Source organism: Sulfitobacter sabulilitoris (genome assembly GCF_005887615.1).
In the GTDB taxonomy this organism is placed as follows: Bacteria; Pseudomonadota; Alphaproteobacteria; order Rhodobacterales; family Rhodobacteraceae; genus Sulfitobacter_E; species Sulfitobacter_E sabulilitoris.
The window spans coordinates 156,882-171,704 of record NZ_VANS01000005.1 but is presented as its reverse complement, the minus strand read 5'-3'; the positions used below and the strand labels follow the sequence as shown (position 1 = coordinate 171,704).

At 65.4% G+C, this 14,823-nt stretch carries 18 protein-coding genes; 6 read left to right on the top strand and 12 right to left on the bottom strand.

Annotation, left to right across the window (positions count from 1 at the left end; translation table 11 throughout):
• Nucleotides 1-104 precede the first annotated feature (104 nt).
• Nucleotides 105-242, top strand: coding sequence for a hypothetical protein (locus FDT80_RS18940; RefSeq protein WP_170311915.1), 138 nt, complete (start codon nt 105-107; stop codon nt 240-242).
• A gap of 9 nt (nt 243-251) precedes the next feature.
• On the opposite strand, the gene FDT80_RS16715 is transcribed toward FDT80_RS18940, so the two are convergent.
• From FDT80_RS16715 to FDT80_RS16670, 10 genes are all read right to left on the bottom strand, one after another.
• Nucleotides 252-938: a hypothetical protein gene (locus FDT80_RS16715; RefSeq protein ID WP_138663465.1), complete on the bottom strand. Its 687-nt coding sequence runs from the start codon at nt 936-938 to the stop codon at nt 252-254.
• Between the two features lie 66 nt (nt 939-1,004).
• Nucleotides 1,005-1,406 carry a PaaI family thioesterase gene (locus FDT80_RS16710; RefSeq protein ID WP_138663464.1) on the bottom strand — a complete coding sequence of 134 codons (402 nt, stop codon included), beginning with the start codon at nt 1,404-1,406 and terminating at the stop codon, nt 1,005-1,007.
• 364 nt (nt 1,407-1,770) lie between these two features.
• On the bottom strand, nt 1,771-2,358 hold the full coding sequence (locus FDT80_RS16705) for a hypothetical protein (RefSeq protein ID WP_138663463.1): 588 nt from the start codon (nt 2,356-2,358) through the stop codon (nt 1,771-1,773).
• A gap of 215 nt (nt 2,359-2,573) precedes the next feature.
• Nucleotides 2,574-4,529, bottom strand: coding sequence for a DNA topoisomerase IV subunit B (gene parE, locus FDT80_RS16700; RefSeq protein ID WP_138663462.1), 1,956 nt, complete (start codon nt 4,527-4,529; stop codon nt 2,574-2,576).
• A gap of 85 nt (nt 4,530-4,614) precedes the next feature.
• Nucleotides 4,615-5,340, bottom strand: a complete 726-nt coding sequence (locus FDT80_RS16695) for a dimethylsulfonioproprionate lyase family protein (protein WP_138663461.1) — start codon at nt 5,338-5,340, stop codon at nt 4,615-4,617.
• A 136-nt stretch (nt 5,341-5,476) separates the two neighbouring features.
• On the bottom strand, nt 5,477-6,172 hold the full coding sequence (locus FDT80_RS16690; RefSeq protein ID WP_138663460.1) for a hypothetical protein: 696 nt from the start codon (nt 6,170-6,172) through the stop codon (nt 5,477-5,479).
• A 169-nt stretch (nt 6,173-6,341) separates the two neighbouring features.
• Complete coding sequence (locus tag FDT80_RS16685; protein ID WP_138663459.1) at nt 6,342-7,208, bottom strand: alpha/beta fold hydrolase; 867 nt, start codon at nt 7,206-7,208, stop codon at nt 6,342-6,344.
• A gap of 26 nt (nt 7,209-7,234) precedes the next feature.
• Nucleotides 7,235-7,606, bottom strand: coding sequence for a hypothetical protein (locus FDT80_RS16680; protein WP_138663458.1), 372 nt, complete (start codon nt 7,604-7,606; stop codon nt 7,235-7,237).
• Nucleotides 7,607-7,661: 55 nt separating this feature from the next.
• Nucleotides 7,662-8,954 (bottom strand): alpha/beta hydrolase family protein, encoded by a 1,293-nt coding sequence (locus FDT80_RS16675; RefSeq protein WP_138663457.1) that lies wholly within the window; start codon nt 8,952-8,954, stop codon nt 7,662-7,664.
• 109 nt (nt 8,955-9,063) lie between these two features.
• On the bottom strand, nt 9,064-9,930 hold the full coding sequence (locus FDT80_RS16670; RefSeq protein WP_138663456.1) for a LysR family transcriptional regulator: 867 nt from the start codon (nt 9,928-9,930) through the stop codon (nt 9,064-9,066).
• Between the two features lie 95 nt (nt 9,931-10,025).
• On the opposite strand from FDT80_RS16670, the gene FDT80_RS16665 reads away from it, so the two are divergent.
• Together FDT80_RS16665 and FDT80_RS16660 are read left to right on the top strand one after the other, a co-directional pair.
• Nucleotides 10,026-10,430, top strand: coding sequence for a DUF4260 domain-containing protein (locus tag FDT80_RS16665; RefSeq protein WP_138663455.1), 405 nt, complete (start codon nt 10,026-10,028; stop codon nt 10,428-10,430).
• Nucleotides 10,431-10,481: 51 nt separating this feature from the next.
• Nucleotides 10,482-11,855 carry an MATE family efflux transporter gene (locus FDT80_RS16660; protein WP_138663454.1) on the top strand — a complete coding sequence of 458 codons (1,374 nt, stop codon included), beginning with the start codon at nt 10,482-10,484 and terminating at the stop codon, nt 11,853-11,855.
• Here the strand turns inward: FDT80_RS16660 and FDT80_RS16655 are convergent.
• Both FDT80_RS16655 and FDT80_RS16650 read right to left on the bottom strand, forming a co-directional pair.
• On the bottom strand, nt 11,852-12,256 hold the full coding sequence (locus FDT80_RS16655; RefSeq protein WP_138663453.1) for a hypothetical protein: 405 nt from the start codon (nt 12,254-12,256) through the stop codon (nt 11,852-11,854). The two genes, FDT80_RS16660 and FDT80_RS16655, sit on opposite strands and share 4 nt — an antisense overlap.
• Nucleotides 12,257-12,272: 16 nt before the next feature.
• Nucleotides 12,273-13,475 (bottom strand): pyridoxal phosphate-dependent aminotransferase, encoded by a 1,203-nt coding sequence (locus FDT80_RS16650; RefSeq protein ID WP_138663452.1) that lies wholly within the window; start codon nt 13,473-13,475, stop codon nt 12,273-12,275.
• A gap of 93 nt (nt 13,476-13,568) precedes the next feature.
• Here FDT80_RS16650 and FDT80_RS16645 point away from each other — a divergent pair, with 93 nt between their 5' ends.
• The 3 genes from FDT80_RS16645 (at nt 13,569) to FDT80_RS16635 (ending at nt 14,800) form a co-directional block, all read left to right on the top strand.
• On the top strand, nt 13,569-13,964 hold the full coding sequence (locus tag FDT80_RS16645; protein WP_138663504.1) for a helix-turn-helix domain-containing protein: 396 nt from the start codon (nt 13,569-13,571) through the stop codon (nt 13,962-13,964).
• On the top strand, nt 13,961-14,236 hold the full coding sequence (locus tag FDT80_RS16640; RefSeq protein WP_138663451.1) for a succinate dehydrogenase assembly factor 2: 276 nt from the start codon (nt 13,961-13,963) through the stop codon (nt 14,234-14,236). Before FDT80_RS16645 ends, FDT80_RS16640 begins: the two co-directional genes overlap by 4 nt.
• A 66-nt stretch (nt 14,237-14,302) precedes the next feature.
• Entirely contained in the window at nt 14,303-14,800 is a 498-nt protein-coding gene (locus tag FDT80_RS16635; RefSeq protein ID WP_138663450.1) for a MarR family winged helix-turn-helix transcriptional regulator, read from the top strand.
• Nucleotides 14,801-14,823 lie beyond the last annotated feature (23 nt).

Here is a 14,823-nt window from a genome sequence, read left to right as displayed (position 1 = left end):
TCCTTTTCGGTGCGTTGTGTGATCTGGATCATGGAGAGACGCGGCAATAAGGGCAAGACTGCACGCACCCCCCGATACAGCGTCACCAGATCAGGAGTAGTGCCATGTCACGTTCCATTCTCATCCTCTGCGCCAGCCTTCTGGGGCTGACCCTCCTTACCGCCTGCGCCGACCCTGCGCCCCGCACGCCGCACGGCTGGTCGGGTCATGTCGCACCGCATATCGACGGCGTGTTTCCCTGACGGCATGCATCACCCGCATATGCCCTGCAACTGGACCCCGTCCCAAGGCAGGCCCACGTCCTGGGGCCGCGACTGGGGCAGGGGGGCGACCGGCATCGCCTGTCCGATCAGCGCATGAAGCCGCCGTGTCCGCGGCGCCTGCGGGTCCAGCGCGCGGCAGCAGACGAACTCCTCAACGATGGATCCCTGCTGCTCGAAGCCGAAGTCCGAAAACTTCGGCGCGGCGTCCAGTTCGAATAGATAGGGATCGGCGCCGGGATTATGCTCTGACGCGGCGCGCAGCGGCGAATAGCCCGTCGTGGCGCGGTTTTGCCATTGCCACACATGCGTCAGCTCATGCGCCAGCAGCATCGCGGCAATCAGCCCGATCCGGTCGGGATACTCCGGCAGGTAGTCGTCGAGATACCAGTCGCGGTCCCACAGCACGGTATTGAACAACGCCACCGCGGCGGGTTTCGATGTCACGATCTCGTCTTTCTGCGGCGGCAGGATCAGCTCGCGGCAGGTGGTGCGCGGGCGCGGTTTGCGCCGGAACGTCACCGCCCGCGTGGGCGCGCCATCGACCAGCCGGACCGCATCGAGATCCAGCGCCGAGCCGTGGATCGTGGCGGCAAAGGCGCGCTCGGACGGGGTCAGCGGCCGCCCGCAGGCGGCGACGAGGCTCAGGATCAGCAGGGAGGCGAGCAGGCGGCGCATGCGGCCCAGTAAGCCGCGATGCGCGCGCGGCTGCAAGTCAAATCACCGTGGGCCGCGCGCGGCGCCTCAGCGCGCGAAGGTGGCGGTGGCCATCGCCACGGGCGTGCCGCGCGGCTCCGCGATCACGGTGCAGCGGGCAAAGATCATGCTGCGCCCGGCGCGCGTCACCTCGGCCACGGCGCGCAGGCCGTCGCCGCTGGCCGGGCGCAGGAACTGCGTGTCGAGCGTGACCGTGCCCACAGGCGTCATCGCGCCCAGGTGCCCGCCGCAGGCCAGCACCATCGCGGTATCGGCCAGCGCGGTGATCGCCTGTCCCGACACGATCCCGCCGGTGCGGTTCAGTTCGGGCGTGATCGGAATGCTCAGCGTGGTTCCGCGCTCGCCGATCTCTGTCACGGTCGGGTTCAGGGCCAGCACCCAGGGCGCAAAGTTCTCGGACAAGAAGGCTTGGGCGAGGGCAGGGGTCATGGCGGGGCTTTCGGTGCGATGGCGTTGCCCAAGCCTAGAGCGCGTCAGCCCGTTTGGATAGGCCGCGCATGGGGGGTGCTGTCCGGAGCGGCAGAGAGGCTCATCCCCATCTGCGCATCGCGCAGATAGCCCCTTCCTTTCCCCGCCGGGGAAGGGGCTTTCGTCGGAGCGGTCGGGCTGTGCGTCCTGTCACGTCGATTCTGTCTCACAGGGCCGCGTCCCACCGTCCGAATGCGGCCTCATACTTTCCGAGCGAGAGTTTGAGGCGGCAGGGGGCTTTAGCCCAAGGGGCGTGTTTTGCGCCCTTCCCGTGGGGAAGGTCGGGCACGGGCCGAAGCAGAGACTCGGGAATTTGCACCTAATATTATTGAAACGCTTCAATTAACGCAAAAAAAGCGATTACACCGGTCAGAATGACAAGCCATAATGTCGATTTAGCGCTGTCTTGATGGCGCGATTTTTCTATTTCGATATCTGAGAGTGTTTTTAATGCTTTTGGTGAAAGCTTGTAATTGTTGGTTTCACCTGAGGTTCTCTCTAGATCGCCGTTTGACACAAGCGCGTCCAGCGCCAATTGAAATCTCAAAAAGAAGAAGTTGTTGTCTTTATGCCCCCATATTTCAGTCGGATACAGGGCATTCATTGCATCCAACGCATTGAAATTCCAATCCCAAGTCATCTCGGCCCGCTTTCTGGCCCGGCTTTCTTGCCACTGAAACAGTTTTCTTAACGTTTCAGCCAACTCGGCGCTGAAGCGGAAGTTCTTGTTGAACTGCCGTTGGTCACGTCGCTGACGGCGAAAAATTCTGATGTGTTTGAGGGTTGCAGTTTGACCAAGAAATTTGAGGGTTGAATCATAGTCTAACTGAAGTGAACCATAAATTCTGGTAATCTTGACCTTAGGTGTCGATAGCCATGTGAGGGAAATACAAGCGTCCTTGGGCTCATCCATTCCATCAACATAGTACCGCCCTTGAAACCGATCTAGTGAAGGCATGAATCGCTTTTGCACCACAAAGCGTAGCTTAGGATTTGTGTTATCCTCAATTGCGACCCCAACGTAGTGTTGCGATTGTGGACTGTCGACACCTAAGCTGTACATTCTAGGAATCGGTCGTCGAGATGCTATGATCAAAGCTAGTTGTAGCAAGATTTTCTCAAGAACCCTCAAACATCCAGCTCCTCCACGAACTGCGCGTTCTCCTGGATGTACTGGAACCGCAGCTCCGGCTTCTTGCCCATCAGGCGCTCGACCAGGTCGCTGGTCTCTCCGGGGACGTCCTCGTCGATCGACACCCGGATCAGCTTGCGCGTGTCCGGGTCCATCGTGGTCTCCTTCAGGTCCTTCGCGTCCATCTCGCCCAGACCCTTGAACCGGCTCACGTCGATCTTGCCCTTGCCGCCCAGGCCCTTCTCCAGCCACATGTCCTTTTCCGCCTGGTCCAGGCAATAGACCCGCCTGGCCCCCTGCGTCAGCCGGAACAGCGGCGGACAGGCCAGGTACAGGTGCCCGTGGTCGATCAGCGGCCGCATCTGGGTAAAGAAGAACGTCATCAGCAGCGCCGCGATATGCGCGCCGTCCACATCCGCGTCGGTCATGATGATGATCTTGTCATAGCGCAGATCGTCGAGGTTGAACTTGCTGCCCATTCCGACGCCAAGCGCCTCGCAGAGGTCGTTGATCTCGGCGTTGCTGCCCAGCTTGTTCGACGCGGCCCCCAGCACGTTCAGGATCTTGCCCTTCAGGGGCAGCAGCGCCTGCGTGTTGCGGTTGCGCGCCCCCTTGCCCGATCCGCCCGCCGAATCCCCCTCGACGATGAAAAGCTCCGTGCCCTCGCGCGATTTGCTGGTGCAATCGGTCAGCTTGCCGGGCAGCCGCAGCTTTTTCGTCGCGGTCTTGCGCTGGGTTTCCTTCTCCTGCCGCCGCCGCATCCGCTCCTCGGCGCGCAGCACCAGGAAATCGAGGATCGCCCCCGCCGATTTCGTATCCGCCGCCAGCCAGTTGTCGAAATGGTCGCGGACCGAATTCTCCACCAGCTTGGCCGCCTCCACCGTGGCCAGCCGGTCCTTGGTCTGGCCCACGAATTCCGGTTCGCGGATAAAGCACGACACCAGCGCGCAGCCGCCCGTCACCAGGTCGTCGCGGGTGATGTCCTTGGCCTTCTTGTTGTTGACCAGCTCGCCATAGGCGCGGATGCCTTTCAGGATCGCCGCCCAGAACCCCGCCTCATGCGTGCCGCCCTCGGGCGTGGGCACCGTGTTGCAATAGCTTTGCAGGAACCCGTCGCGCGCCGGCGTCCAGTTGATCGCCCATTCGACCTTGCCCGGCACATTGAATTTCTCGCGGAAATCGACGCGCCCGGCAAAGGGCGTCTCGGCATAGGTGGTGGCGCCCGCCAGCGTCTCGGTCAGGTAATCCGACAATCCGCCGGGAAAGTGGAACGTCGCCTCGGTGGGCGTGTCGCCATCCTCGATCGCGGATTTCCACCGGATTTCGACGCCCGAGAACAGATAGGCCTTGGACCGGATGGATTTGAACAGCCGCGCGGGCTTGAACCGGTGATGGCCAAAGATCTGCTCGTCGGCATGAAACGTCACTGTGGTGCCGCGCCGGTTGGGGGCCGCGCCCACCTTTTCCACCGGGCCCAGCGGGATGCCGCGCGAAAACCGCTGCTCGTAAAGCTCCTTGTTGCGCGCGACCTGCACCACCATGCTGTCGCTCAGCGCATTGACCACGGACGCGCCCACACCGTGCAGGCCGCCCGAAGTCTCATAGGCATCGCCAGAGAACTTGCCGCCCGCATGCAGGGTGCACAGGATCACCTCGAGAGCGGATTTCTGGGGGAACTTGGGGTGCGGATCGATCGGAATGCCGCGTCCGTTGTCGCGGATCGTCACCGAATAATCCGCCAGCAGCTCCACCTCGATCCGGTTGGCATGGCCCGCCACGGCCTCGTCCATCGAATTGTCGAGCACTTCGGCCACGAGGTGATGCAGCGCCCGCTCGTCGGTGCCGCCGATATACATGCCGGGGCGCTTGCGCACCGGCTCCAGCCCTTCGAGCACTTCGATGGAGGAGGCGTCGTAATCGGAGGGCTCGGCCCCGGACAGAAGGTCGGTCATGCTGCGCTGCTCGTCTCTTGGTTTTGCTTGACCGCAGTATGGCAGAGCGCCCGGGGCGGGGGAAGGGGGCGCGCGCCCATCGGTCTCAGCCTTTGCGCGCCCCGCGCGTCGCCGTCAGCTTCATCCCCGGCGCGGCCAGCCGCGCGCGCGATCCGGTCCAGGCATAGGCCAGCAGGCAGGGGTCCATCTCTCCGGTGGTGATGCGGTGCTCGTGGCCCGACGTGTTCAGGATCAGCGATCCGGGCGCATAGACCGCGGCGTTGTTTTCCGACCATGCCCCCGCGACCGAGATATAGCTTTCCTCGATGTCGTGATGGCTGTGCTGCGGATAGGTGGTTCCGGGCGCAAAAAGCACGAAGCCAAGCACCAGCGTGTCGGCCTGAACCGGGCCCTGCGGACCAAGGATCTCGCAATAGGCATATTTGCGCGCCAGCGCCTTGGGCACACGCTCATAGCCGTATTCCCAGGTCAGATCCTCGCGCACCTCGCGCAGGGCGCGGGCCATGCCCTGCATCGCGGCCCGTTCGCCCAGGTCCAGCGCGCGGGCGAAATGGGCGGTCACCGGCTTGGTCTGGGGCGGGCGCGGCGTGATTTCGGCGTTGGCCGCGATCACGGCGGACAGCCGGTCGCGCACCCGCTTGCGGTGCCCGCGAATGGCCTTGCTGCCGCCCGCCGATCCATACCGGTACAGCGCCTCGAATTCGCGCAGCAGGTAGATCCAGTTGGGGCAGTCCAGCACGCGCAGCGCCGGCGCGGCCTCCTCTGGCTGGGGCGCTGCGGCGGCGCGGGACGGGGGCAAAAGATCGGACATCAGGCAAGCCTTATACGCAAAGAAGGACGCAGCGGCAACTGATCTGCGCGCGCCGGTGTCGGGGGCCGGTGTCGGGGGCAGGTGCAGGGAGCAGTGAAAGCGGGGCGGTGTCAGCGGGGCGATGTCTGTGCATCGCCTATTGCGCGGGCTCGGCCGACAGATCCGACAGGACAAGATAGCGCCGGGGCGACTTGCCACGCAGCCGCGGCGGGAAATCGACCTCGGTGTGATCCCTCACTTCGAAAGTCCGGCGGACGACCTTTCCATCGCTCGTCTCGTCCCCGCGCCGGCCAAGGTAGACCGGATCCCACGAGTTCTTGCGCGCCCCCGAAATCAACCCGCCGGCAAAGGACGCGTCATCGGTGGCGATCATGCACGAAAACCGGTGCCGGCCCGTCTTCGACCCTGCCGCCCCCGCGCTTGGCCCGACCATCCAGACCGCGACGCCCCCCGTGTCATCCCGATGCGAAAGATACCCTCCGAGATGTGTCGCCTGATCGGGCTTTCTGCCCCTGATCTTCGGCTGCTGTCCCGTGTACCTGGCGGAAAATACCTCCCGCGCGTCCTGTTCCGAGGTCCGGATGCTGTCGGCCCCGTGGCCGACGGCGATGCCCGCATAGGTCGCGGCGAACATCTCGGTCACTGCGCCCGCCGTCCTGTCGGGGATCGGCGCCCACCCCAGGGCCCGCAATGCGTCCAGCCTGTCGTCCTGCGCCGCCGGTCCGTCCAGGCAGGCGGCCAGCGTGCGGTTCAGCAGGGCGGTCTGCGCAAACATGGGCGAGCCATGAAACGCCGCGGCAAAAAGCATGGCGGCCAGCAGTCTCGGTTTCATGGTCTTCTCGTGTCCCTGCCTGTCGCCGCGTTCCGGGGCGAGTTTCAGAAAAACCGCCCCGCCTGGCTTACGTGCTCGGGCGGGGCATCTGCGCCGCGACCTCCTGATCTTGGCCGCCGGTTGGCGGCAACCGCCTCCGCGGCCTCCACTCCCCGGGCGCCACCACCCGTCAGCCCACCCAGTCGAGGATCGCCCGCGCCACCTCCTGCGGCTTTTGATGCGCGACCCAATGATCCGCGCCGTCGATCTCCACCCGCGTGAGGTCGGGTGCAAACTCCTCCAGCCCCTCGGTCGAGACGGGCAGAAGCGCGGTGTCGCCCGCCGCCCAGATCAGCAGATGCGGACAGCGCACGACCAGCCGGTCAAGCGGCAGGTCCGGCATCTCGATGGGCTTGCCCGGATCGGCCACCTGCAACGGCGAGGCGCGATACCAGTTGATCATCGCCCCGAGCCGTTTCGCATCGCCCCAGGCCTCGCGGTAGGCCTGCGCCCGCTCGCCCGCCAACCAGTCCAGCCCCATCTTGGCCGAAAAAAGCTTCATCATCCTGGAAAAATCATCCGCCGCCAGACGGTCCTCGGACCCCGGCGCGCGCAGCGCGTTGATGTATTGCGACGCCTCCGACTGCGCGCCGCCCGCCGCCATCGCGCGCTGAAACGGCACCGGGTGCACGCCGTTCACGATGATCAGCCGATCCACCAGTTCGGGCCGGAACATCGCAAGGCCATAGGCCACCGACGCGCCCCAGTCGTGCCCCAGCACCGTCACCGGGCCATCCCCGCCGATCAGTGCCGCCATGTCCGCCACCAGCTTGGAGGTCGTGTAATGCTCCACCCCCTCGGGCGCCCAGCTTTGACCATAGCCGCGTTGATCGGGCGCGATGCAGTGAAAGCGGTCCGCCAGCAGGGGCGCCAGCTCTGCCCAGGCGCCGCTGTATTCGGGAAACCCATGCAGCATCAAAAGCCTGGGCAATGCGGGATCGCCCCAGCGCCGCAGGAAAAAAGGATGGCCGTTCAGGGTGACGGTTTCGGTCTGCATCGCGGCCTCGCCTGTTGCGCCACGGATCAGCCGCGGCAGTCCTTGATGGCCGTGCGGTAGGCTTGGCCGATGTCGTTGGTCTGGCTCATCAGCGCCGTCAGCCCCTGACCGCTTTCGTCGGCGACGGCCTGGCTCGCATCGGTCCAGGCCTCGACCCGGCCCGCCCCCTCGGCCAGCCGCGCCACGTAATCGGCCCCGATGGCGGCATAAAGCGCGTAGTCCTCCGCGCCGATCTGGTCGCGCAACGCTTGCACCGCGCAGTCGCAGACCTCCGCGGTCTCCTCGCGCTCAAGACACATCGCGGTCACACCGTCTGGCCCCTGCGCCAGGGCAGGCGCGGCGCAAGACAGCGCCAGCGCCACCATCCGGGTCGCGGATCTGAATATGCGTCGGGTCATCGTGCTCTCCTTGTCATGGGCGGCATCACGGGCCGAACAAACCCGAAGGACACCGTCACTCGCCCTTGGGCTGCGTCTCGAACCGCAGGCCGGCGGCGGTGCGCGGCGCAAAGCCGGTCCAATAGGTGTGATCGTCGGTCGGATTGGCTTCTTCGTCCAACGCGATCACGCCATTGTTGGCATCCTCGATCAGGTCGAAATAGGGCCGCATCCCGGTATCGCCCTTCAGATGCAGCCCCATGAACGCGGTCGCGAAATGCTGGGCGATGTTGTTCATGCGCGTGGTGTCCCAGACGGCGTCGGCGTAATGCTCGAACGGCACGAAATCCAGGGTATCGACCGGCTGCCAGGCCTCTTTCGGGGCCGGCATCGGCGCGGCGGCGTTGTGGTTGGCGTGATCGAAGGTCAGCAGGTGCCGGTCGGTACCCCGCGCCTCCTCAAAGATCGACCGGATCGCGGCATAGACCGACACGTCGTCCGATCCGCCCGCCATCAGCAGCGTGGGCTTGCGCAGCCCCGACAGCCCCTCGGTGTCCCAAAAGCCGGCGTTCTTGCCCCAGGGCCCGATGGCGATGATTGCCTTGACGCGGTCGTCGATCAGCGCCTCATGCGTGTCGGACCCCGCCAGATGCCGCGCCAGCAGACCGTTGGGCGTGCCCCAGCTGTATTCGGTCGAAGCCTGCGTCACCCCCGCCCCGCCAAAGATCAGCGCGCCGTAGCCGCCCATCGAATAGCCGATCACGCCGACCACGTCGCCGTCGATGATCGCGCCCAGATCGCCGTCCATCGCGGCCATCTGGTCGATCACGAACCGCTGGTCGATCGGCCGGTTCAGCAAGGTCGAACCGAACGCCGCCTGGTCGGAATACGTGCTGTCGGTGTGGTCTATCGACACCGTGACATACCCCTTGGAGGCCAGGTTTTCACCAAGATGCGACATCAGGTAACGATTGCCGGGATAGCCGTGGCTGATCACGATCAGCGGATAGCTTGCCCCGCTGGCAGGGGCGGCATCGCGCGCGGCGCGACCCGTCAGCGTGACCTCGGTCGCGCCATCGCGCAGAAAGGCGGTGTATTCGCCGCCCGGCTCGGTTCCGTCCGCCGCCGGATACCAGACCTCGACCGTCAGCTTGCGGTCATAGCTGGGCGCGTTGCCTTCGGTGGTGTTGAGAATGTCGATCTGGCCGGGATGGGTGAATTCCATCGTCTGCACGCCGATGGGCAATGTGCCAAAGGGCGCAAGCTCGGGCGCGTCGGGCCGCACCAGGTCGATCGGGTTGGACAATGCGGGCAGCGCCATCAGCGATCCAAGCGTCGCTGCGGTGGCAAGGGTCTTGATCTGGGTCATTCTCGTCTCCGGCTGGGCGCGGCGCACCGCGTGAATACTCTGCCGCAGACTGACAGGTTTGCCGAACGGATCAAGAGTTGACCCTACGTCGCCTTTGGCGTGCCGCGGGTCAGGTCAGCCCCGGCAGGACCTTCACAAGATGATCGAACACGCAGCGGATGCGCGCGATGTCGCGCTGATCCTCGTGCATCGCCACGTAAAGCGGCATCCGGTGGCTCAGTTCCGGCCAGACCCGCACCAGCCCCAGCCGGCCGGCCAGGGCGCTTTGGCACAAACCCACGCCAAGCCCCGCGACGATGGCCGCGATCTGCGCGGCCGGATCGTCGCTGCGCAACGCCACGTGGCGTGGCAGGGGCAGACCCGCCGCGGTCATCGCCTGGTCCGACAGGCGGTTGCGGTCGTCGCTGACAAAGGGGGTGCGGGCAATATCGGTCACGACGCCGCGCGCCAGCAGCGACGGCGCCGCAAAGGCCCCGATTTCGACGTCCGGCAATTTACGAACCACCAGCGCGGCCTGGTTCGGCGCAAAGGTGCGCAGGGCGATATCCGCGGCCCGCCGCAGCAGGTTGTCGGGCGCGTCCGTCGCGGTCAACTCCACCGTGATGCCCGACGCCTGATCGCGCAGCCCGGCCAGCGCCTGCGGTACCACATGCACCGCCATCACCCGGCTCGCGCTCAGCCTGACGGTGCCCGACAGCGCCCGCGCGTCACCCGTCGCCGCGCGCACAAAGGCCTCGGCCTGCGATCCGACGGCCTGTGCGATCGGCAACAGGCGCACCGCCGACGGCGTCGGCGTCAACCCGTTTGACGCGCGGGTGAACAGCTTGACCGCCAGGTCACGCTCCAGCATCTCGATCTGTCGGCGCACGGTCGGCTGCGACAGCCGCAGCGCCCGCGCCGCGGCCGACAGGCTCCCGTGCTCCATCACGCCGCGAAACGCGCGGATCAGATCCAGCGAGGGGAGAGGCGCGCTCATAAAAATATTATAGGCGACTGGCCACTTTTTGGCAATTCCTTACAGGATGTACCGCCCCTAGTCTATGGATCACAAATCCCACAGGAGACCTGACCATGACACCCGGTACCACGCCCCCTTCCGCCCACCTGCCACCCACCGCCACGCCCGCGATCCGCGCCGCCTTGCGGATCGAAGGCGCGGCCATCGCGCTCTGCGCGCTCTGGGTCTATGCCACGACGGGCGCGGGCTGGGGCGTGTTCGCGCTGTGCCTGCTGCTGCCGGATCTCGCGATGCTGGGCTATCTGCGCGGCCCCCGCGTCGGGGCGCTGTGCTACAACATCGCGCACAGCTATACCGCGCCGCTGGTGCTGGGCGCGCTGGCCGGTGCCGCGGGGCAGCCCTGGGCGATCGCCATGACCAGCCTTTGGATGGTGCATATCGGCGCCGACCGCGCGCTGGGATACGGGCTGAAACTTGCCGCCGGATTCAAGGTGACGCACCTGGGGCGCGCGGCATGATCGACGATCCCCCCTTTTCGCGCGCCGCCGCCTGCACTAAGGCACAGGACCATGACCGCAACGATGACATATCCCGCCCATGCCCGCGCGATCGCGGTGCTCGGCCTGCCGCTGATCGGCGGGCACCTGGCACAGATGGCCATCGGCATCACCGATACGGTCATGCTGGGCTGGTACGGCATCGACGCGCTGGCCGCCGTGACGCTGGGCAGCACGATGTTTTTCACGCTGTTCCTGTTCGGATCGGGATTCGCCTGGGCCGTGATGCCGATGGTGGCCTCCTATCTGGCCAAGAACGACGAGGTCGGCCTGCGCCGCGCGACGCGCATGGGGCTGTGGCTGTCGATCGGCTTCGGCATCGCCGTCCTGCCGCTGATGATCTGGTCGGAACCGCTGTTTCTGGCGATGGGCCAGACGGCGCAGGTCGCCGCCGACGCCGCGCGCTACCTGACGGTCGCAGGCGTCGGCATCCTGCCCGCCCTTCTGGTGATGGTCCTCAAAAGCTATCTGGCCGCGCTGGAGCGCACGCAGGTCGTGCTGTGGATCACCGTACTGGCCGCCGTGGTCAACGCGCTGGCCAACTACGCGCTGATCTTCGGCAACTGGGGCGCCCCCGAACTGGGCCTGCTGGGGGCGGCCATCGCCTCGCTCTGCACGCAGACCGTGTCGCTGTTGGGCGTGGCGATCTACGTGCGCTACGCCTTGCCGCAGCATGCGATGTTCGTGCGGCTGTGGCGCGCGGATTGGGACATGCTGGGCCAGGTGTTCCGCCTGGGCTGGCCGATCGGCCTGACCAACCTCAGCGAAGTGGGGCTGTTCGCGGCCTCGGCGGTGATGATGGGATGGCTCGGCACCGTTCCGCTGGCCGCCCACGGCATCGCGATGCAGCTCACATCGCTGACCTTCATGATCCACGTCGGCCTGAGCAACGTCGCCACGATCCGTGCGGGCAACGCCTACGGACGGCGCGACCTGGCGCATATGACGCGCGGCGCACGGGTGGTCATCGCCCTGTCGCTGATCGCGGCACTGGCGACGATGGCGCTCTTCGTGCTGCTGCCCGAGCCGCTGATCTCGCTCTTCATGCAGGACGATGAACCGGCGCGGGGGGCGATCCTGGCCATCGGGGTGGGGCTGCTGGCGATGGCGGCGCTGTTTCAGCTTGTCGACGGCGCCCAGGTGGTCGCGCTCGGGCTGCTGCGCGGGGTGCAGGATACGCGCGTGCCGATGATCCTCGCCGGTCTCAGCTACTGGGCGATCGGCATCCCGGCCTCTTACGTGCTGGGCTTTCGGTACGGGCTCGACGGCATCGGCGTCTGGCTGGGGCTGGTCATCGGGCTGGGCTTTGCAGGGCTGTTGCTGATGGGCCGCTTCTGGGGCGTGTCGATCCGGCGGCTGCGCGGATCGCAGGCGGCGGCGGCCTAGCTGTCGCGGTCGATCCTGTCGGCCTTCTTGCGCACCAGGATGCTGCGCAGATCGTGCATTGCCAGCAGCAGCCGGTCGGTGACCGCCTCGAGCTGATCATCCGTCGCGCGACTCTGGACCCACTGCGCCGTCAGGTTCATGTAATCCACCGCGCGAAAGATGTCGTCGATGTCGCGGTGGGCCAGCACGCGCATCCGGTCCGTCATCCAGTCGCGGATGGCGGCGATGTCGCCCTCCGACAATATGCGGTCACCCTGCGGCTTGATCTCGCCGTTGCGGATGTTGACGATGGCGATCTGGTCCATCTCGATCCGGCGCTGGCGGTTTTCGGTATCGACGCGAAACACCGCCGCGCCGTTTTCGCGGACCCGGAAATAATACTCTGGCAACGCGCTGCTCACATGCCTGCTCCCCGTGTCACGTCAGCCCGGCGCAGAAGGTCTGGATCCGCGTGCAGGCCTCCTTCAGCGCCGCGTCCGACGTGGCATAGCTGACCCGGAAGTTCGGCGACAGACCAAAGGCCGCGCCGAACACCACCGCCACGCCGGTCTCCTCCAGCAGCGCGGTCGCAAAGGCCTCGTCATCGGTGATCGCCGCCCCCCCCGCCGAGGTCTTGCCGATCAGCCCCGCGATCGAGGGATAGACATAGAACGCGCCCTCCGGCGTGGGACAGACGACGCCGTCGATCTGGTTGAGCATCGACACCACAAGGTTGCGGCGCCGCACGAACATCTCGTTGTTGGGCGCGATGTAGTCTTGCGTGCCGTTCAGCGCCTCGACCGCCGCCCACTGGCTGATGGTGCAGGGGTTCGACGTCGATTGCGACTGGATCTTGCGCATCGCCCCGATCAGGGTTTCGGGCCCGGCGGCATAGCCGATGCGCCAGCCGGTCATCGCATAGGCCTTCGAGACCCCGTTGACCGTCAGCGTGCGGTCGTACAGCCGCGGCTCGACCTGCGCGGGCGTGCAGAATTCGAACCCGTCATACGCCAGGTGTTCGTACATGTCGTCGCTCATCACCCAGACATGCGGATGGCGCATCAGCACATCCGTCAGTCCCTTCAGCTCGTCGCGGGAATACCCCGCGCCCGTGGGGTTCGATGGCGAGTTGAAGATCAGCCATTTGGTGCGCGGCGTGATCGCCGCCTCCAGCGCCTCGGGGCTCAGCTTGAAATCCTGCTCCAGCGTCGCGGGGGCGATCACCGGAACGCCGCCCGCCAGCAGCACCATGTCGGGATAGCTGACCCAATAGGGCGCGGGAATCACCACTTCCTCGCCGGGGTTCAGCGTGGCCATCAGCGCGTTGTACAGGATCTGCTTGCCGCCGGTGCCGACGCTGACCTGCGACGGACGATAGTCCAACCCGTTGTCGCGCTTGAACTTTTCGCAGATGGCCTGTTTTAGCTCTGGAATTCCGTCCACTGCGGTATACTTGGTCTTTCCAGAGGCGATGGCCGCCACGGCGGCATCCTTGATGTTTTGCGGCGTGTCGAAATCCGGCTCGCCCGCGCCAAGGCCGATGATATCGCGCCCCGCCGCCTTGAGGTCCGCCGCCTTGGTGGTGACCGCAATGGTCGGGGACGGTTTCACGCGCGAAAGTGTCTTGGACAGGAGTTCCATCTTGGCCTCGGTATGATAGGGCTACGGCGACCCTCATAGGATGGGCATGGCGCCCGATCAAGCACGATCAACGACGCAGGAGTGACACGAATGATGGACGAGAGCGACAATTGGTACGGACCTGAAACGGCAACCTTCGGCGACCGCGTCGCCGCCGCGCGCGAGGCCGCGGGCATGAGCCAGGCGCAATTGGCCAAGCGGCTGGGGGTGCGGCTGGCGACCCTGCGCGGATGGGAGGACGACCTGTCGGAGCCGCGCGCCAACCGCCTGTCGATGATGGCCGGGCTGCTCAACGTATCGATGACATGGCTGATGAACGGCCAGGGCCAGGGGCTGAGCGCCCCCGAAGACACCGCGGCCCTGCCCGAGACGGCGAAGGAATTGCTGGTCGAGTTGCGCGACATGCGTGCCGACATGGTCGCACGGGCCGAACAGATGGCGCGCTTCGAAAAGAAACTGCGCGCGGCGATCAAGGAAGACGCACAATGACCGAACGGCATGACCACCGTATCAAGCGGCTGAAAATGCGGTCGATGCGCCGCGGGATCAAGGAAATGGACCTGATCCTGTCGGACTACGCCGACCGCAACCTTGACGCGATGGCGGACACGGGCCTTGCGACCTATGACGCGCTGCTGAACGAAAACGACCACGATCTCTATCTGTGGGTGACCGGTCAGGCGCCCGCGCCCGATCCTTACGGCGCGCTGATTTCGGATATTTCCGGACAATTGAGCGACCGTTCGCAGGAAAAAGCCTAATTTAACCGAATATTTGGCTTTCCGGCCCAGTTTGCTGCTTCGAGCAGAGCGAGTCGGAGCATGAATATGAGCATTCAAGACCCTATCCACGTGACAGCCGGCAAGGGCTTCATGGTGGGCTACCTGGAAGCCTTGTCGTTGGTGGAGCGGTTGCACCGCCTGCTGCTGGACGTGATCAAGGATGAATTCGAACGCGTCGGCGTGCTGGAGATCAACGCGGTTCAGGCCCTGTTGCTGTTCAACATCGGCGACAACGAGGTCACGGCGGGCGAACTGAAAAGCCGCGGCTACTACCAGGGCAGCAACGTCAGCTACAACCTCAAGAAACTGGTCGACATGGGCTACATGCACCACCAGCGCTGCGAGGTGGACCGCCGGTCGGTACGGGTCAGACTGACCTCGAAGGGGCAGGGCATCCGCGATGTGGTCGCCGGCCTGTTCTCGCGCCATGCCGACGGGCTGGAACACAAGGGCGTTCTGGGGCCCGACGGGATCGGCGAAATCACCCATTCCCTGAAACGGATGGAACGCTACTGGAGCGATCAGATCCGCTATATCTACTGACGGGCCGGCCGCGGCACCGGCAG

What these genes read in the sequence shown, in the direction of transcription:
- FDT80_RS16670 (WP_138663456.1), bottom strand. Translation starts at nt 9,930, where the DNA reads ATGAGCGCGCCTCTCCCCTCGCTGGATCTGATCCGCGCGTTTCGCGGC.
- FDT80_RS16650 (WP_138663452.1), bottom strand. Translation starts at nt 13,475, where the DNA reads ATGGAACTCCTGTCCAAGACACTTTCGCGCGTGAAACCGTCCCCGACC.
- FDT80_RS16680 (WP_138663458.1), bottom strand. Translation starts at nt 7,606, where the DNA reads ATGACCCGACGCATATTCAGATCCGCGACCCGGATGGTGGCGCTGGCG.
- FDT80_RS16685 (WP_138663459.1), bottom strand. Translation starts at nt 7,208, where the DNA reads ATGCAGACCGAAACCGTCACCCTGAACGGCCATCCTTTTTTCCTGCGG.
- FDT80_RS16645 (WP_138663504.1), top strand. Translation starts at nt 13,569, where the DNA reads ATGGACGAGAGCGACAATTGGTACGGACCTGAAACGGCAACCTTCGGC.
- FDT80_RS16635 (WP_138663450.1), top strand. Translation starts at nt 14,303, where the DNA reads ATGAGCATTCAAGACCCTATCCACGTGACAGCCGGCAAGGGCTTCATG.
- FDT80_RS16705 (WP_138663463.1), bottom strand. Translation starts at nt 2,358, where the DNA reads ATGGATGAGCCCAAGGACGCTTGTATTTCCCTCACATGGCTATCGACA.
- FDT80_RS16660 (WP_138663454.1), top strand. Translation starts at nt 10,482, where the DNA reads ATGACCGCAACGATGACATATCCCGCCCATGCCCGCGCGATCGCGGTG.
- FDT80_RS16690 (WP_138663460.1), bottom strand. Translation starts at nt 6,172, where the DNA reads ATGAAACCGAGACTGCTGGCCGCCATGCTTTTTGCCGCGGCGTTTCAT.
- FDT80_RS16640 (WP_138663451.1), top strand. Translation starts at nt 13,961, where the DNA reads ATGACCGAACGGCATGACCACCGTATCAAGCGGCTGAAAATGCGGTCG.
- FDT80_RS16695 (WP_138663461.1), bottom strand. Translation starts at nt 5,340, where the DNA reads ATGTCCGATCTTTTGCCCCCGTCCCGCGCCGCCGCAGCGCCCCAGCCA.
- FDT80_RS16715 (WP_138663465.1), bottom strand. Translation starts at nt 938, where the DNA reads ATGCGCCGCCTGCTCGCCTCCCTGCTGATCCTGAGCCTCGTCGCCGCC.
- FDT80_RS16665 (WP_138663455.1), top strand. Translation starts at nt 10,026, where the DNA reads ATGACACCCGGTACCACGCCCCCTTCCGCCCACCTGCCACCCACCGCC.
- FDT80_RS18940 (WP_170311915.1), top strand. Translation starts at nt 105, where the DNA reads ATGTCACGTTCCATTCTCATCCTCTGCGCCAGCCTTCTGGGGCTGACC.
- FDT80_RS16710 (WP_138663464.1), bottom strand. Translation starts at nt 1,406, where the DNA reads ATGACCCCTGCCCTCGCCCAAGCCTTCTTGTCCGAGAACTTTGCGCCC.
- FDT80_RS16675 (WP_138663457.1), bottom strand. Translation starts at nt 8,954, where the DNA reads ATGACCCAGATCAAGACCCTTGCCACCGCAGCGACGCTTGGATCGCTG.
- parE (WP_138663462.1), bottom strand. Translation starts at nt 4,529, where the DNA reads ATGACCGACCTTCTGTCCGGGGCCGAGCCCTCCGATTACGACGCCTCC.